Consider the following 16,853-nt stretch of genomic DNA (forward strand, 5'->3'; position numbering starts at 1 on the left):
TTTAATTGCGAATGTTTGCGTATAATTTTTTATTCTTATCTGCCAAATCCTTGAACTGATATTCTTTCTCTTTTAAAACATAAGACGCTGATTGATAATACGAAATGGTTTCATCAACTAGGTTTTTATTCTCAGATTTCAATGGAATTTCATCATAATGAATTTGAAATTCTGGAGAGATTCCTGTTTTTTCATTAAGTTTTAGCTGAAACTGCTTTATCTGTTGTTTTGGAGATAAAATTGTCAAAACATTGTCTTTTATTAAACCTAAATCCTGATAAGTGGCTATAAAAGCTCGGGGCTGATAATCTGGTTTAAATACATCTTGTCCAAAGAATTTACTTTCGTAGTCAAAATTTAAAAGTCCAAATAATGTTGGCATAATATCTATTTGTGACATTAACTTGTTGTATTTTTCAGGCTTCATTTCTGGCGTATAAATTAAAGCTGGAATTCTATATTTATCTAACGGAAGTTCTGTTTTTCCTGCACTCGAAGCACAATGATCGGCTACAATTACAAATACTGTATTCTTAAACCAAGGTTGTTTCGATGCTTGATTAAAGAATTGTCTAAGCGCATAATCGGTATATTTTACGCCACCATCACGAGATTTGATGTTTCCAGGAATATCAATTTTATTGTTAGGATACGTAAAAGGTCTATGATTGCTCACCGTCATAATATGATTGAAGAAAGGCTTGTTTTGTTTGGCCTCAGTATTCATGATTTTGATTGCTTTATTGTACATATCTTCATCACAAACTCCCCATACGTTTGAGAAAGTAACTTCATTTTCAGCAAAACTCGATTTGTCAATAATCTGATAACCATTTCCGGAATAAAAATCTTGCATATTATCAAAAAAAGCATCTCCTCCGTACATAAATTTCACATTGTAGCCTTTTTTAAGAAAAACAGATCCTGTTGAGAATTTATTTTTATTGTCTTCTCTTTTTACAACGCTTTCGCCTGCCGTTGGAGGCAAACACAAAGTTACAGCTTCAAGTCCGCGAACTGTACGGTTTCCTGCCGCATAAACATTTGTAAAGAGCAAGCTTTTTTGAGTAAGACTATCTAAGAACGGTGTAATATTTTGTTCGTTGCCATACATTTTCATGAAGTCGGCACTTAAACTTTCAATTGTAATTAGCACCACATTTTTGCGCTGTTCCAGAGAATCTTCTTTTATTTCACGCAATGTATTTTTTCCTGAAATAGAAGGCAAATCTTGTTTTAGCAAAGCAAAAGCTTTCTCGTTTGAAATTGTTTTGTAGAACTTGAAATAATCCAATTTATTATTCTGGAAAGCCAAATAGAATTTATAGATTCCGTTCGATTGCAGTTCGTTAACAAAGATGTTTTTAGAATTTTCTGTTTTGGCTAATCCTGGAACAGCCAACAATGACACAACAAATAAAACTGCATAAAGAGCTGTAATTTTCAATTTTTCATTAAAACTTGGAATCTCATCAATATAATTTCTAGAATTCTTAATAATGAAATAAGTAATAGTTCCTGTAACGATAAATAAAGCAGAAAATATAGGAATTACTGGATAAGACTGCATAATATTTCCTATGACTTCATTAGTGTATATCAGATAATTAACTGCGATGAAATTATATTTTACTCCAAATTCATTCCAGAAGAAGAATTCGCTTATCGCATTTTGAAGAATCAATAAAACGTATAAAAAGATCACAAAAGCAAAAAGCCAAAACCTGATTTTATCTCTGTGTTTTGGAAGGAAAAGGAAAAGCGCAAACAAAAGTATTTTTAAGGAAACAAAAATCAAAACGATTCTGGGTAAAGCACCGCCGTATTCATCAAAAATGCTTTTTCCTGAAGCTATATAAAGAAAAAGTGCTATAAAACCTGCCAGAATAATATATCCGTAAGGCTTGTTATATTTTGAATTGGAAATAAAAATAAGGTAAAGCCACAAAAAGCCCGAAGCGAGTACAAACACGAAAGTGTCTGACAATAAACCAAATGAGAATATTTTTAAGCTCTCTGTAAAAGTAAACGAACTTTGAGTAATAGGATGGAAAAGCAATACTATTCTAAGTGTAAAACTTACAATAAAATACAGTAAAGCAAGATTGTAGAAAGGCGAAAGTTTTTTGTAAAAATTCATCGGTCTTATTTTTTTACAAAATTAATTTCGAATGATTAATGCCAGATTAAGTTCAACTTTTACCTTACTTAACGTTAACTTAAAGTTTGCTTAAGATACTGGTTTTCTTTATTTATTGATATGTCGGACTATTTCGGAGAGGTAAATTATCTATCTTTGAATTGAAAAAATGAAATTCAAATTTAATCAGATACGATAAATGCATATTTTAATAGTTGAAGACGAAGTAGGAATTGTTCAATTTCTAAAACAAGGTTTGCAAGAAGAAGGCTATCAAATTACAACTGCAGCCGACGGTTCCAAAGGTTTTGAGCTGGTTCAGGAACAAAAATTTGACTTAATTCTTTTAGATTGGATGTTACCAAAAATTAATGGTCTTGATTTGTGTAAGGCTATTCGAATTAAAGATCACGAGACTCCAATTATTTTTTTGACGGCAAAAGATACGGTTCAGGAAACTATTGAAGGACTGAAAGCCGGAGCAAATGATTACATCAAAAAGCCTTTTAGTTTTGAAGAATTGGTGGAGCGAATTAAAGTCCACTTTAGAAATAAAAAACAAACCGAAAGCTTGACTCTTGGTAATATTACGATGGACTTGTCCAGACATATCGTATTGAAAGGAGACGAAGAAATTTCGCTAACGCAACGCGAATTTGAGTTATTAGCTTATTTAATTCAGCATAAAGGAAAAGTCTGCACAAGAAATCAGATTTTAAGAGACGTTTGGGAAATTAATTTTGAATATGATACAGGCGTTATAGATGTTTTTATGAATGCAATTCGAAAAAAACTCAACCTTAAAATTGAAGAAGATTATATCAAAACCATCCGAGGTATTGGATATATTGCCAATGATTAACAAATGACATCATTATCTTTTAAAAACAGAATAGCATTAAATTATATTGTAGGAACCGGGCTGTTGGTTTTAGCGGTCTTTTCTGCTATTTATTTTATTGTAAAGCTCACGGTTTATAACCATATTGATGAGAACTTGAATATAGAAATTCAGGATCACTTAAAAGAGTTAAAAACAGAAAAAGGTGTTGTAATCTTTATGGATGCCGAAGAATGGGAGGAAAGAGAACATAACTCTGTCGACGTGAATCCTATTTTTGTACAGTTTTTAGATTTAAACAAACAAATAATCGAAAAATCTCCTAATTTGAAGAATGAAAAACTTGTCTTTCATCAAAGTAAAGAGCATTTTCATCCTTTTGATACTAAATTATTGGGAAATAAGATTCGTCAGATTCAGGTTCCGCTTCATGTAGAATCTAAGAAAGTTGGCTATCTTATTATTGCAATGTCGCTTTCCGATTCTTCAAAGGTTTTGGATAATCTGATGGATACTTTATTGATAACTTTTCCCATCATTTTACTGATTCTGTTTTTCTTAGCTAGATTTTATGCAGGAAGAAGCATCAAACCGATAAATAATATCATTCAGACCTCGAAAGTTATTACTAAAGATAATCTTAAAGCACGAATTCCGTTGCCAAAAACAAGAGACGAATTGTTTACGCTTTCTAAAACTATTAATAATTTATTGAATCGAATTGAAGATGCAATAGAGCGTGAAAAACAGTTTACTTCTGATGCTTCACATGAGTTAAGAACGCCTCTTACAGTTATTAAAGGAACACTTGAAGTACTTATACGTAAACCTAGGGATAATAAGGAGTATGAAGAGAAAATTAATTATTGTATTAATGAAGTTGACCACTTAAATTCTCTAGTAGATCAGTTGCTTATGATGGCTCGTTTTGAGAATCAAAAACAGAATATTCTTAAAGAAAATGTTTACTTAAATGCTGTAATTTTAGATGTGCTGAAATTAAATACAGAGAAAATTAAATCAGGTAAAATAAATGTGATTTTAGATGCACCAGAAGAATTTTATATTTATTCAGATAATTATTTAACAGTGACAATTCTTCGTAATATCATTTCAAATGCAGTGAAATATTCAAAACCTGACAGTGAAGTTAGAATTTCTTTATCAAGAGAAAATCAGAAAATCATTTGCAATATTTTAGATCACGGAATAGGAATTGCCAAAAAAGATCTTGAGTCAATTTTGAATCCTTTTTTTAGATCAGATTCGCTCAATCATTCAGAAATTAAAGGAACTGGTCTTGGATTGTTTATTGTAAAACGAATGACTGATCTGCTTAAAATTAAGTTTAAAATTGAAAGTGAAATTGGAGTAGGCACCAAAGTACTATTGGTTTTTGATGAATATGATAATTCGTTAAAGTAATTTTAAAATTCTTAAGTATAATGCCGTGAACAACGATTTTTAACAATAAACTATCGTTAAGTTAAAATAAAAATTGCTTTTTAATTATTTTATCTAGTATATTTGCAACCGAATCAAAGAAGTAAAAAACAAAACAAATCATGATTTCAATTCAATTACATCATCATCATTTACATTATTGCTCTCAAGCGATGTGTTAATGGTATGCGTGTAAATCATCATATTTTAAAACCCGTTTGAGTACATCAAACGGGTTTTTTATTTCAAGCTCTCTTTGTACTCAAACTATTAATCCAACAAACAACTAAAAAAATGAGTACTTTAAAAATTGCAATTCAAAAATCTGGACGTTTAAACGAAGACAGCATTCAAATTCTAAAAGACTGCGGTATTTCAATTAACAACGGAATCGATCAGTTAAAAGCTGAAGCTTCAAATTTTCCTCTTGAAGTTTTATACCTTAGAAATTCAGATATTCCGCAATATCTAATAGATGGAGTGGTAGACTTAGCTATCGTTGGCGATAATCTTTTAGTGGAAAAAGGAAAAGGAATCGAAGTAGTTCAAAAATTAGGTTTTTCAAAATGCAAAGTTTCTGTTGCTGTTCCTAAAACATTCGAATACAATTCGGTACAAGATCTAGCGAATCTTCGAATTGCCACCTCTTACCCAAATACAGTGACAGAATATTTTAATAAATTTGGTCTAACTGTAGATATTCATCAAATCTCTGGTTCTGTAGAAATTGCCCCAAATATTGGTCTTGCTGACGCAATTGTTGATATTGTTTCAAGTGGAAGCACATTATTTAAAAACAACTTAAAAGAAGTTGAAGTTATTTTGAAAAGTGAGGCAGTTTTAGCTGTTTCTCCAAAAGTTTCTCCAGAAATTCAAAAACACATTGATACTTTAAAATTCAGAATTCAAGCTGTTTTAAGAGCTAGAAATTCAAAATATATCCTAATGAACGTTCCAAATGACAAAATTGAAGCAGTTGGAAAAATTCTTCCAGTTTTAAGAAGTTTAACAGTTCTTCCGTTAGCTCAAGAAGGTTGGAGTAGTGTTCACTCAGTAATCGATAAAGATACTTTTTGGGATGTAATAGATCAGTTAAAAGAAGTAGGTGCAGAAGGAATTCTAGTTTGCCCAATTGAGAAAATGGTACTATAAAAAGAATTTTCAATTTTTTAAATTCCAAATTCCAAGCTTAGTGTTGATTTTTAAAATAAAGAATTGGAATTTGGAATTTTAGAAATTTGGAATTTAATATTGAAAATATTATGAATAAAATAGACAATCCAAAACCAGAAATCTGGTCAGAAATATTAAAAAGACCGACTAAAACTGTTGACGACATTGAGGTGACAGTAAAAGAAATCTTTAAAGAAGTACAAAGAAAAGGAGATGAAGCTGTCGCTAAATATACTTCGATTTTTGACGGAATTACTCAAGAGAATTATGAAGTTTCTCAAGCGGAAATCGAAGAAGCAATTAGTTTAATCCCAGCTGAATTAAAAGAAGCTATTGAACTTGCAAAAAACAATATTTATAAGTTTCACAGCGCGCAAAAAACAGAAAGGGTAGAAGTTGAAACTATTGAAGGGGTAAACTGTTGGCAGGAAAAAAGACCAATTCAAAAAATTGGTTTGTATATCCCAGGAGGAACAGCGCCTTTGTTTTCGACTGTTTTAATGTTGGCTGTGCCTGCTGAAATTGCGGGTTGTAAAGAGATTGTGTTATGTTCTCCACCAGACAAAAAAGGAAAAATTAATCCAGCAATTTTGTATGCTGCAAATTTATGTGGCGTAACTAAAATTCTAAAAGTTGGCGGAATCCAAGCCATTGCAGGAATGACTTTCGGAACACAATCAATTCCAAAAGTATATAAAATCTTCGGGCCAGGAAATCAGTTTGTTACAGTTGCAAAACAACTGGCAACTCAGTTTGGTGTTGCAATTGATATGCCAGCTGGGCCTTCTGAATTATTAATCGTAGCAGATGATACTGCAGTTCCAGCTTTTGTAGCTTCAGATTTATTGTCTCAGGCCGAACACGGAACAGATAGCCAAGTGATTTTGGTTTCAACTTCAAGAAAATTGATTGCAGAAGTAGAAAAAGAAGTTCAATCACAGTTAGAAGTGCTTCCTAGAAAGGCTATAGCAGAAAAAGCAATTGAAAATTCAAAATTGATTTATGTTGAAAATGATAAGATTGCTTTAGATTTAATAAATGAATATGGACCAGAACACTTTATTATCTGTTCAGAATATGATGATTTCTATTGCAACGGAATTATAAATGCAGGTTCTGTTTTCATCGGAAATTATACTCCTGAAAGCGCTGGAGATTACGCTTCTGGTACCAATCATACTTTGCCGACAAATGGCTACGCGAAGAACTACAGCGGTGTAAATCTAGACAGTTTTATGAAATCGATGACATTTCAGAAGATTTCAGAAAAAGGAATTCAAAATATTGGAAAAGCGATTGAATTGATGGCCGAAGCCGAAGGATTACAGGCACATAAAAATGCTATGACTTTAAGATTGAAGAGTTTAGAGTAAAAAAGGTGAAAGAAGTAAGAAGCAAGAAAATGAGCAAGAAGAAAAATCTTTGTTATTTCATCTTGATTCTTTCCTCTTAAAAAAAATAAAAACAATGAGTACTTTCGATATAAATACAATTACACGTGACAACGTAAAATCTTTAAAACCGTATTCTTCAGCAAGAGATGAGTTTGAGGATTTTGATACAGCTGAAATGATTTTTCTGGATGCTAATGAAAATCCATATCAAAATGGTGTAAATCGTTATCCAGATCCACAGCAGAACTCGGTTAAAGCAATTTTAGCTAAGAATAATTTGGTAAAGCAAAGTCAGATTCTGTTAGGAAATGGAAGCGACGAAGTTTTAGACTTACTTTTTAGAGCTTTCTGCGAACCTAGTAAGGATAATATTATTTCTCTTCCGCCGACATATGGAATGTACGGAGTTCTGGCAAACATTAATGCAGTAGAAAACAGAGAAGTTCTACTTTCAACCGATTTTCAGCCACAAGTAGAGAAGATTTTAGAGGTCGTTGATGAGAATACAAAAATTATCTTTTTATGTTCGCCAAACAACCCAACAGGGAATTCATTTTCTGACGAAAGTGTGGTGAAATTGCTTCAAAACTTCAAAGGTTTAGTTGTGATTGATGAAGCGTATATTGACTTCTCGGATAAAGAAAGCTGGTTAACAGAAATTGACGAATATCCTAATTTAGTGATTACGCAAACGCTTTCTAAAGCTTATGGTTTAGCTGGAATTCGTTTAGGAATTTGCTATGCTTCTGAAGAAGTTATTTCAGTTTTAAATAAAATCAAACCGCCTTATAACGTAAATGAATTAACACAGCAAAGGGCAAAAGAACGTTTAAAAGATTCTGATAAAATTAAACAAGAAATAGCTTCTATTATTGAGGAAAGAGAAGAACTGCTTAAAGTGTTACTTGAAGTAGGTTTTGTAGAGAAAGTGTATCCAACAGAGGCTAATTTTATATTAGCAAAAGTAGATGACGCTAACAAAAGATACGATCAGTTAATTGAAAAAGGAATCGTTATTCGCAACAGAACAACACAGCCTTTGTGCGAAAATTGTCTTCGTTTTACAATTGGAACAAAAGAAGAAAACGCGGTTGTAATTAGAGAATTGAAACTATTAAGTTAAGAGTTTATTTAACCGCAAAGTTCGCAAAGAATTACGCAAAGAACACAAAGTCATTTTGCCATTGAGATTTAATATAATTCGTGAATTCGTGGCGGAAAAAAAATAAAATATGAAAAAAGTACTTTTTATTGATCGTGACGGAACGATTGTTTTAGAACCTGAAAATTATCAATTAGACAGCTTAGATAAGCTAGAGTTTTATCCAAAAGCTTTTCAATATCTTGCTAAAATTGCTGCTGAATTAGATTACGAACTGGTAATGGTAACCAATCAGGACGGATTAGGAACAGATAGTTTTCCTGAAAATACATTTTGGCCAACTCAGAATTTTATTCTAAAAGCATTTGAAAACGAAGGGGTTGTTTTTGATGAAATTTTTGTAGACAGAACTTTTCCAGAAGAAAATGCGCCAACACGCAAACCTAGAACCGGAATGCTGACTAAATATTTGAACAATCCAGAATACGATTTAGAAAAATCTTTTGTTTTAGGAGATCGTTTGACAGATGTTGAATTGGCTAAAAACTTAGGTGCAAAAGCTATTTTCATGAATGATACAGATGGAATTGGAAGCAATGAAATTTCATCTAAACGTGAAGAATTGAACGAAACGATCGTTTTACAAACAATGGATTGGAAGAAAATCTATGAGTTTTTGAAATTAGAAGCGCGTTCGGCATCAATTACTCGTAAAACAAACGAAACCGATATTTGCATTAATCTAAACTTAGATGGAACAGGGAAAAGTAAAATCGACACCGGGATTGCCTTTTTTGATCATATGCTAGATCAAATTTCACGCCATGGTCAAATGGATTTAGAAATTACCGTAAAAGGTGATTTAGAAGTTGATGAACACCATACTATTGAAGATACTGCTATCGCTTTAGGAGAAGTTTTCGCGAAAGCGTTAGGGAATAAATTAGGAATTGAACGTTACGGATTCTGTCTTCCAATGGACGATTGCTTAGCACAAGCAGCAATTGATTTCGGTGGAAGAAACTGGCTGATTTGGGAAACAGAATTCAAACGTGAAATGGTAGGTAAAATGCCGACTGAAATGTTTTATCATTTCTTCAAATCATTCACAGATGGAGCAAAAGCCAATTTAAATATCAAAGCAGAAGGAATCAACGAACATCACAAAATCGAAGCAATTTTTAAAGCTTTTGCGAAAGCCATAAAAGTAGCTGTAAAAAGAGATACCGAAAAAATGATTTTACCTTCAACGAAAGGAATGCTTTAATTGAGTCAAAAGTGGAAAGTCATAAAGTCGAAAGTTTCCTAAATAACGGATATTTAAAACGACTTTAAGACTTTGGACTTTAGACTTTAAGACTAAAATTAAATGAAAATAGTAATTATAAATTACGGAGCAGGAAATATTCAGAGCATTATGTTTGCTATTGAAAGATTGGGTTTTAAAGCTGTTCTGAGTAATAATCCAGAAGAAATAAAATCGGCGGATAAAGTGATTTTTCCTGGCGTGGGCGAAGCGAGCTCGGCAATGACTAAGCTTCGTGAAAGCGGTCTAGATAGCCTGATTCCAGAATTGAAACAGCCTGTTTTAGGAATTTGTCTTGGAATGCAGTTAATGTGTAACAAAACTGAAGAAGGAAATACCAAAGGTTTAGGCATTTTTGATGTTGATGTTGTAAAATTTTCAAGCAACGTAAAAGTACCACAAATGGGTTGGAATCAGATTTATGATTTAAAAACCGATTTATTCAAAGGAATTTCTGAAAATGAATTCATGTATTTGGTTCACAGTTTTTACGCACCAAATTGTAAATATGCTGTTGCTACAACCAATTATGACGTAGAATACGCATCGGCATTACAAAAAGATAATTTTTACGGAACACAATTTCACCCAGAAAAAAGCGGTGATGTTGGGGAAAAGATTCTAGGGAATTTTTTAAAAATGTAAAAATTCAAATATCAATCAAAATATCAATTTTGAAAATCAGAAATGGCTTTATGACTTTCGGCTTTCAAACTTTAAGACTAAAATAAAATGAGAATAATACCAGCCATAGATATCATTGAAGGAAAATGCGTTCGTTTGTCCAAAGGTGATTATGATACCAAAATAATTTACAACGAAAATCCGCTTGAAGTGGCAAAATCATTTGAAGCGCACGGAATCGAATATCTGCATTTAGTAGATTTAGACGGTGCAAAATCAAGCAAGATTGTCAATTATAGGATATTAGAACAAATCGTGACACAAACCAGTTTAAAAATTGATTTTGGCGGCGGATTGAAATCAGATGATGATTTGAGAATTGCTTTTGAAAGCGGTGCAAATCAAATTACTGGCGGTAGTATTGCGGTTAAAAACAGAGCAATTTTCGAAAAATGGATTTCAGAATATGGTTCAGAAAAGATCATTTTAGGCGCAGATGCAAAAGATGAAAAAATTGCAGTTTCTGGTTGGTTAGAAGAATCAAATGAAGATTTAGTTCCGTTTATTCAAGATTATCAGTCAAAAGGGATTCAGTACGTTATTTGTACAGATATTGCGAAAGACGGAATGCTCCAAGGTCCAAGTTTTGATTTATATAGCAAAATTTTAGCGGAAGCAAAAGGAGTAAAACTAATTGCTTCAGGTGGAATTTCAACTTTCGACGAATTGCCAAAATTAGCTGAATTAGGCTGTGAAGGAACAATTATCGGAAAAGCGATTTACGAGGGAAGAATTACTTTGAAACAACTTGAGAACTACATAATTAGATAATGAGTTAATTAGAAAATTAGATAATGGTTTAGAAATGTAGAAAATTATCTAATTGACTAATTCTCAAATTGACACATTAAAAACATGTTAGCAAAAAGAATCATACCTTGTTTAGATATAAAAAACGGAAGAACAGTAAAAGGCGTTAATTTCGTTGATCTGCGCGATGCAGGAGATCCTGTTGAATTAGCTGAGATTTATTCATCTGAAGGGGCAGACGAATTGGTTTTTCTGGATATTTCGGCAACAGAAGAGCGACGTAAAACACTTGTAAATATGGTGCGAAGCGTGGCAGAAAAAATAAATATTCCGTTCACAGTTGGCGGTGGAATTTCATCTATTGAAGATGTTGATATTCTGCTTAATAACGGAGCAGATAAAGTTTCGATTAATTCATCGGCAGTAAAAAATCCGCAATTAATTAATGATTTAGCACAGAAATTTGGAAGTCAATGTGTTGTAGTTGCAATCGATGCTAAACAGATTGGTGGACAATGGATTGTGCATTTAGTTGGCGGAAAAGTGCCAACTGAATTAAATCTATTCGATTGGGCTGTTGAAGTCGCAGAACGCGGTGCCGGAGAGATTTTATTCACATCAATGGACAACGACGGAACTAAAAATGGTTTCGCAAATGAAGCTTTGGCTAAACTTTCAGAATTAGTAAATATTCCGATCATCGCTTCTGGAGGAGCTGGAAATATTCATCATTTCGTGGATTCGTTTAAAGAAGGAAAAGCTGATGCGGCTTTGGCTGCGAGTGTTTTTCATTTTAAAGAAATCGAAATCAAGGCGTTGAAACAAGAATTAAGAAATAACAATATAGAAGTTCGATTATAGTTTTGACTTTAAGACTTTCGGCTTTAAAACTTTAGACTAAAATTATGGAAATCGATATCAAAAGCGCACACGGATTAATTCCGGCGATAATTCAGGATTCAGAAACAAAAAATGTTTTGATGCTGGGTTATATGAATGAAGAATCGCTTCAAAAAACAATAGAAACTCAGAAAGTAACTTTCTTTAGCCGTTCAAAACAAAGACTTTGGACGAAAGGCGAGGAGAGTGGTAATTTTTTGAATTTAGTAAGTATTAAAAATGACTGTGACGGAGATACACTTTTAATTCAGGCAAAACCTGTCGGACCAACTTGTCATACAGGTGCAGATACATGCTGGCAGGAACCAAATGATGCTAATTATGGTTTTATTTCTCAATTAGAAAATACAATTAAAACTCGCAGGGAAAATGCAGACTCAGAACAGAGTTATGTGGCTTCTTTGTTTGCAAAAGGAATCAATAAAATTGCTCAAAAAGTTGGAGAAGAAGCAGTAGAAGTGGTTATCGAAGCAAAAGATGATAACGATGACTTATTTCTTAGCGAAAGCGCTGATTTGCTATTTCACTATTTAATTCTGCTTCAAGCAAAAGGATATCAGCTAAATGATGTTGTTGAAGTTTTAAAAAAACGCCAGAAGTAGTTTTTCTATTTTGTCATAATCCTTGTCAGACTGAGCGAAGTCAAAGTCCCGTATGCTAAATCATTTTGCGAGGACTTCGACTTCGCTCAGTCTGACAATAAACTTGTGTTAGTTCAAATGAACGTCTTTATTCCACAAACTCAAAAACAGAAAATTCCACTGGCTGATGAAATCCAAAAATTGAAGTTTTATATGGTTGTAAAGCAAGATATTCGGTTGTGTTACCGTAATCAATTCTAAAAGTGTTTCCTCGCCATTTTGTCCCAATTTTCGGTTTTTTAAAACCGCCATTTTTAATTTTTTTGAGGCTAGAAAAAGGGATTTTGATTTCTACTACGTAACCTTCAGGAGTTATTTTACTCACAGATTCTAAGCCTTTAATATCGAAATCCATTACCGTATTCCATCCGCCACATTCTGGCGAAATGCATTTTAAAAGTAGATCGTAATTTGTAGAAAATGCATTTATTCCGATTTCAATATAATTCTGACTGTCTCCATCAGGATCGAGAAAAATTTCCACTAAATCATCTGTATTAAATATCTGTGAATCTTTTTTTTGCGATGTTCCAATAATTTGAGAATCATTGCATTTATAAGCTATATATAAGTTTTTACTATTCCACGAAAGAGAGACAAAAGTATTTTGAAAAGCTTTTTCTCCTGAATTATGAATTACAAACGGACCAAGAAAAGGTGTTTTCCATTCTGATAAATCTCCATCGATTATTATTTGCTCATTTGTTTTATGTATAAGGACGGTTTGCGCACAGGCAACTGTAGAAAACATTATAATTGAATAGAAAACCAGTGTAGTTAATCTCATACTTATGAAATCTAAAATTTTAAAAGCACTAAAATAGAGAAGAATAATGAATTTTAAGGGCTGTTTGTTTGAGTTGAAATCATAATTTTTTAAAAAACTTGATTTGAATGTTTACATTTGTTGAAGATTAAGCTGGTTTAATTACCTAATTATTTCAAATTTATAAATAATGAAAAAATACTTTGGTGGGGCATTTATTGCCTTTTTAGTTGGTTTTACTGCCAATGCTCAGGGACTTTTAAATAAGTCTGAAACCGTTTTTACACATCAAGATACTTTACGCGGAAGCATTACAAAAGAAAGAGCTTGGTGGGATTTAAAATACTATCATTTGAATGTAAAAGTAAATCCTTCTGAAAAATCAATTTCAGGTTCTAATACAGTTCGTTATACTGTTTTAACAGAAAACAATCGTATGCAGATCGATTTACAACAACCAATGAATATTACCAAAGTAGCTCAGAACGGAAAAGAATTAAAGTTTGAGAGAGATGGAAATGCGTTTTTCATTACTTTAACTGAAAAGCAGAAAGTTGGTGACACTAAAGAAATTATAGTTTATTACGAAGGAAAACCTAAAGAAGCGGTTAGAGCTCCTTGGGATGGTGGTTTTTCTTGGAAAAAAGATAAAAACGGAAAAGATTTTATTGCTACATCTTGTCAAGGTTTAGGCGCAAGCGTTTGGTGGCCTTGTAAAGATCATATGTATGATGAAGTAGAGAATATGCTAATAAGCGTAAATGTTCCTGGGGACTTAACAGAGGTTTCTAACGGAAGATTAAAAAGCGTTAAAAAAGAAAAAGACGGAACTAAAACTTTTAATTGGTACGTTTCGAATCCTATCAACAACTATGGTGTAAATATCAATATTGGTGATTACGTTAATTTTTCTGAAATATTTAAAGGTGAAAAAGGAAATTTAGACTGTAATTATTATGTTTTGAAGGATAATTTGGCTTTAGCAAAAGAGCAATTTAAAGATGCTCCAAAAATGCTAAAAGCTTTTGAAAACTGGTTTGGGCCTTATCCGTTTTACGAAGATAGCTATAAACTGGTTGAAGTTCCTTATTTGGGAATGGAGCACCAAAGTTCTGTAACCTACGGAAATCAATATAAAAATGGATATTTAGGACGTGATTTAAGCGGAACTGGCTGGGGATTAAAGTTCGACTTTATCATTATTCATGAATCTGGCCACGAATGGTATGCTAATAACATTACCTACAAAGATATTGCGGATATGTGGGTTCACGAGAGTTTTACCAATTATTCTGAAAGTCTTTTTGTAGAATATTATTATGGAAAAGATGCTGGTGCAGAATATGTAATTGGATGCAGAAAAAATATTCAAAACGATATTCCAATTATCGGACATTATGATGTAAACAATGAAGGATCTGGCGATATGTATCCAAAAGGAGCTTCAATGCTTCACATGATTCGTCAAGTAATCAATGATGACGCAAAATGGAAATCGATTTTAAGAGGGATGAATAAGACTTTTTATCATCAAACAGTTACTGGAAAACAGATTCAGGATTATATCAACGAACAATCTGGAATTAATTTCAACAGAGTTTTTGCACAATATTTAACGACAACTCAAATTCCAGTTTTTGAATATATGTTTAAAAACGGAACTTTCGGATATCATTGGACAAACTGTGTTTCTAAATTTGATATGCCAGTAAGAGTAAAATTAAACGGTGTTGAAACTTGGTTGAAACCAACAACAGAATGGCAATCTGTAAAAACAGATAATGAAGATAGAAAACTAGAAGTAGATAAAGATTTCTATGTTACGACTTCTAATATAGTCGAATAAATTCTTTTAATTTTCAATAAAAAAATCCCAAATTCCAATTAAAAGTGGACTTTGGGATTTTTTATTATTAAACCTGTCGGTTTGGTTTTGGGTACAGTTTTGTCATTTCGACGAAGGAGAAATCTCCACAAGAAACTCCACAAAGATTAGACTTTCGTTAAGGAGCTACTTGGGAAGATTTCTCCTTCGTCGAAATGACAAAAAGGGCTGAAAAATTTTGTTTTTCAGCCCTTTTTTATTGGAATTTAGAATTTAAATCCTAACGATTATTCAATTTCGCTTTCTCCTTTATAATATCAGCAATTTTTCTGTTTTCAATTTTACTTTCAAGCCACGAAATAATATCTAAGTATAAGAAAGCTCTTTTTTCGTAAGTATTCTTTTCAAGTTCTACAAAACGAGTGTGCATTTTTTTGAATTCTTTTTTAATGTCAGCAGGGTAGAAATTATTTAGGTTTCTTAAGAATTTAATAATTTCTTTTTGGACTTCATGCAAATCGTTCATCTTCAATAAGAACTTATAAGTGCTTTTTAAATGATTTTCTAAATAATAATCTTTACCAAGCTCATAATGAGCAATCAACGACAACAATCTTGCAAAACACATTAAGTCCTCGCGCATCGTCAAGTTTTTATTATTGATGATTTTGTCTAAATAATTAATGCATTCATTATACTTTTCATTCCCAAAATAAATAGAAGCAAACTTATAGAAGAATAACATTTCGTGATGTTCATCTAAATGCTCGCTGTGCAGTTTTAGTTTTTCTAAAATCTCAGGAATTAAGTATTCACTTTCCGCAAAAGTACCTTCTAAGATATGTAAGTTTAATTTATTATTATAAACATAAAGGAATGATAAAGATGCAATATTATCATTTACAGGAAACTTAGGATCTGCAATCGTTTCTTCTAGAAGATTTAGGTATTTCTTGAAATTCGATGTATATTTTAGCATATAAAGCGATTCCAGAAAATAGTGATTCCCTTTTAAGAAAAACACCGGATTTAGATAAATCATGTTTGGATTATCATAAAAAAGCTGAACCCATTTATAAGCATATTTATAGCTGGCTAAGAAATCCTGAACTAAAAAGCTTCGCCACAAATTAGCGTTGTAGAACCAATACTTTTCACGAAAGCCAAATTTGCTTTCGTCTAGTTTTGAAATGTGTCTATTAAAATAATCGTCTATATATTTATATTCCTGATCATTTTTTACGTATCCTGTTTTTAGCATGATTCCGTATAGCTGAAGCGATAAATTAGACAATTTGCTCGAAATTGTATTTCTATAATTCAATTCTTTGGCCTGAACAACCAATTCGTCAGCGCGTCCTTGAATACTTCGAGTAATATATTGAGATTCGATTAGTTTTTCGAACTCTACAATTTCATACGCCATATATTTTTCATCATTTTCAAGAGCTTGCTGTTTTGTCTTATCTAAAATTTTTAAACTCTGCTTATATAATCCTTTATTATATAGTATAACAGCAAAATCCATTTGTTCGCGAAGCTGATAGCGAATATTTTGGCTAGGAATATTTAGTCTTATACTAACTAAGATTTGTTTGTATAAGTATGATTTTAAGTTAGATAACTGTACTTTTTGGATAACACCACTCTTTAGAATGAGTTTTTCATCGTAAACTTCAGATTTATCTAGAATATTAAATAATTCGATAAATTTTGTATTTGAACTCGTTTCTAATCGGCTTGCAAAAATTTTAAACTGCCTTTTTTCTGATTTCGAAAGTGATTTGATTAGAACAAATAAGAAATCTTTTTGATGGTTAGCCATTGTAAAAAATAATAATATAACTTATTGGTTGTAAGTTAGTTAGTATAGGATAAAACGTTTTAT

At 32.1% G+C, this 16,853-nt stretch carries 14 protein-coding genes; 11 read left to right on the forward strand and 3 right to left on the reverse strand.

The features are described 5' to 3' along the window. Position 1 precedes the first annotated feature (1 nt). The gene (locus tag JI750_RS13365) at positions 2-2,140 is read right to left on the reverse strand and encodes an LTA synthase family protein (protein ID WP_202002648.1); all 2,139 of its coding nucleotides are present in this window, start codon (positions 2,138-2,140) and stop codon (positions 2-4) included. A 199-nt stretch (positions 2,141-2,339) separates the two neighbouring features. Between JI750_RS13365 and JI750_RS13370 the strand changes: the two genes are divergently transcribed. The 10 genes from JI750_RS13370 (at position 2,340) to hisIE (ending at position 12,335) form a co-directional block, all read left to right on the forward strand. After that, complete coding sequence (locus JI750_RS13370) at positions 2,340-3,002, forward strand: response regulator transcription factor (protein WP_202002650.1); 663 nt, start codon at positions 2,340-2,342, stop codon at positions 3,000-3,002. Between the two features lie 3 nt (positions 3,003-3,005). Next, the gene (locus JI750_RS13375) at positions 3,006-4,406 is read left to right on the forward strand and encodes a sensor histidine kinase (protein WP_202002653.1); all 1,401 of its coding nucleotides are present in this window, start codon (positions 3,006-3,008) and stop codon (positions 4,404-4,406) included. 312 nt (positions 4,407-4,718) lie between these two features. Further along, complete coding sequence (gene hisG / locus JI750_RS13380) at positions 4,719-5,576, forward strand: ATP phosphoribosyltransferase (RefSeq protein ID WP_008464079.1); 858 nt, start codon at positions 4,719-4,721, stop codon at positions 5,574-5,576. A gap of 110 nt (positions 5,577-5,686) precedes the next feature. Further along, positions 5,687-6,970 carry a histidinol dehydrogenase gene (gene hisD, locus JI750_RS13385; protein ID WP_202002655.1) on the forward strand — a complete coding sequence of 428 codons (1,284 nt, stop codon included), beginning with the start codon at positions 5,687-5,689 and terminating at the stop codon, positions 6,968-6,970. 94 nt (positions 6,971-7,064) lie between these two features. Beyond that, on the forward strand, positions 7,065-8,114 hold the full coding sequence (gene hisC / locus JI750_RS13390; RefSeq protein WP_202002657.1) for a histidinol-phosphate transaminase: 1,050 nt from the start codon (positions 7,065-7,067) through the stop codon (positions 8,112-8,114). A gap of 109 nt (positions 8,115-8,223) precedes the next feature. Beyond that, positions 8,224-9,360: a bifunctional histidinol-phosphatase/imidazoleglycerol-phosphate dehydratase HisB gene (gene hisB / locus JI750_RS13395; protein ID WP_202002659.1), complete on the forward strand. Its 1,137-nt coding sequence runs from the start codon at positions 8,224-8,226 to the stop codon at positions 9,358-9,360. Between the two features lie 102 nt (positions 9,361-9,462). Further along, a complete protein-coding gene (gene hisH / locus JI750_RS13400) occupies positions 9,463-10,044 on the forward strand; it encodes an imidazole glycerol phosphate synthase subunit HisH (protein WP_202002661.1) in 582 nt (193 codons plus the stop codon). 87 nt (positions 10,045-10,131) lie between these two features. After that, entirely contained in the window at positions 10,132-10,854 is a 723-nt protein-coding gene (gene hisA, locus JI750_RS13405) for a 1-(5-phosphoribosyl)-5-[(5-phosphoribosylamino)methylideneamino]imidazole-4-carboxamide isomerase (protein WP_202002663.1), read from the forward strand. Between the two features lie 84 nt (positions 10,855-10,938). Next, positions 10,939-11,694 (forward strand): imidazole glycerol phosphate synthase subunit HisF, encoded by a 756-nt coding sequence (gene hisF, locus JI750_RS13410; RefSeq protein WP_202002665.1) that lies wholly within the window; start codon positions 10,939-10,941, stop codon positions 11,692-11,694. Between the two features lie 44 nt (positions 11,695-11,738). Beyond that, a complete protein-coding gene (hisIE, locus tag JI750_RS13415; protein WP_073417311.1) occupies positions 11,739-12,335 on the forward strand; it encodes a bifunctional phosphoribosyl-AMP cyclohydrolase/phosphoribosyl-ATP diphosphatase HisIE in 597 nt (198 codons plus the stop codon). Between the two features lie 127 nt (positions 12,336-12,462). Here hisIE and JI750_RS13420 read toward each other — a convergent pair whose 3' ends face one another. Beyond that, positions 12,463-13,161 carry a carbohydrate-binding family 9-like protein gene (locus tag JI750_RS13420; RefSeq protein ID WP_202002667.1) on the reverse strand — a complete coding sequence of 233 codons (699 nt, stop codon included), beginning with the start codon at positions 13,159-13,161 and terminating at the stop codon, positions 12,463-12,465. A gap of 169 nt (positions 13,162-13,330) precedes the next feature. Here JI750_RS13420 and JI750_RS13425 point away from each other — a divergent pair, with 169 nt between their 5' ends. Beyond that, positions 13,331-14,986, forward strand: a complete 1,656-nt coding sequence (locus JI750_RS13425; protein ID WP_202002670.1) for a M1 family metallopeptidase — start codon at positions 13,331-13,333, stop codon at positions 14,984-14,986. Positions 14,987-15,245: 259 nt separating this feature from the next. On the opposite strand, the gene JI750_RS13430 is transcribed toward JI750_RS13425, so the two are convergent. Beyond that, positions 15,246-16,790, reverse strand: a complete 1,545-nt coding sequence (locus JI750_RS13430; RefSeq protein ID WP_202002673.1) for a hypothetical protein — start codon at positions 16,788-16,790, stop codon at positions 15,246-15,248. Positions 16,791-16,853 lie beyond the last annotated feature (63 nt).

This window comes from Flavobacterium tagetis (assembly GCF_016735615.1).
GTDB lineage: Bacteria > Bacteroidota > Bacteroidia > Flavobacteriales > Flavobacteriaceae > Flavobacterium > Flavobacterium tagetis.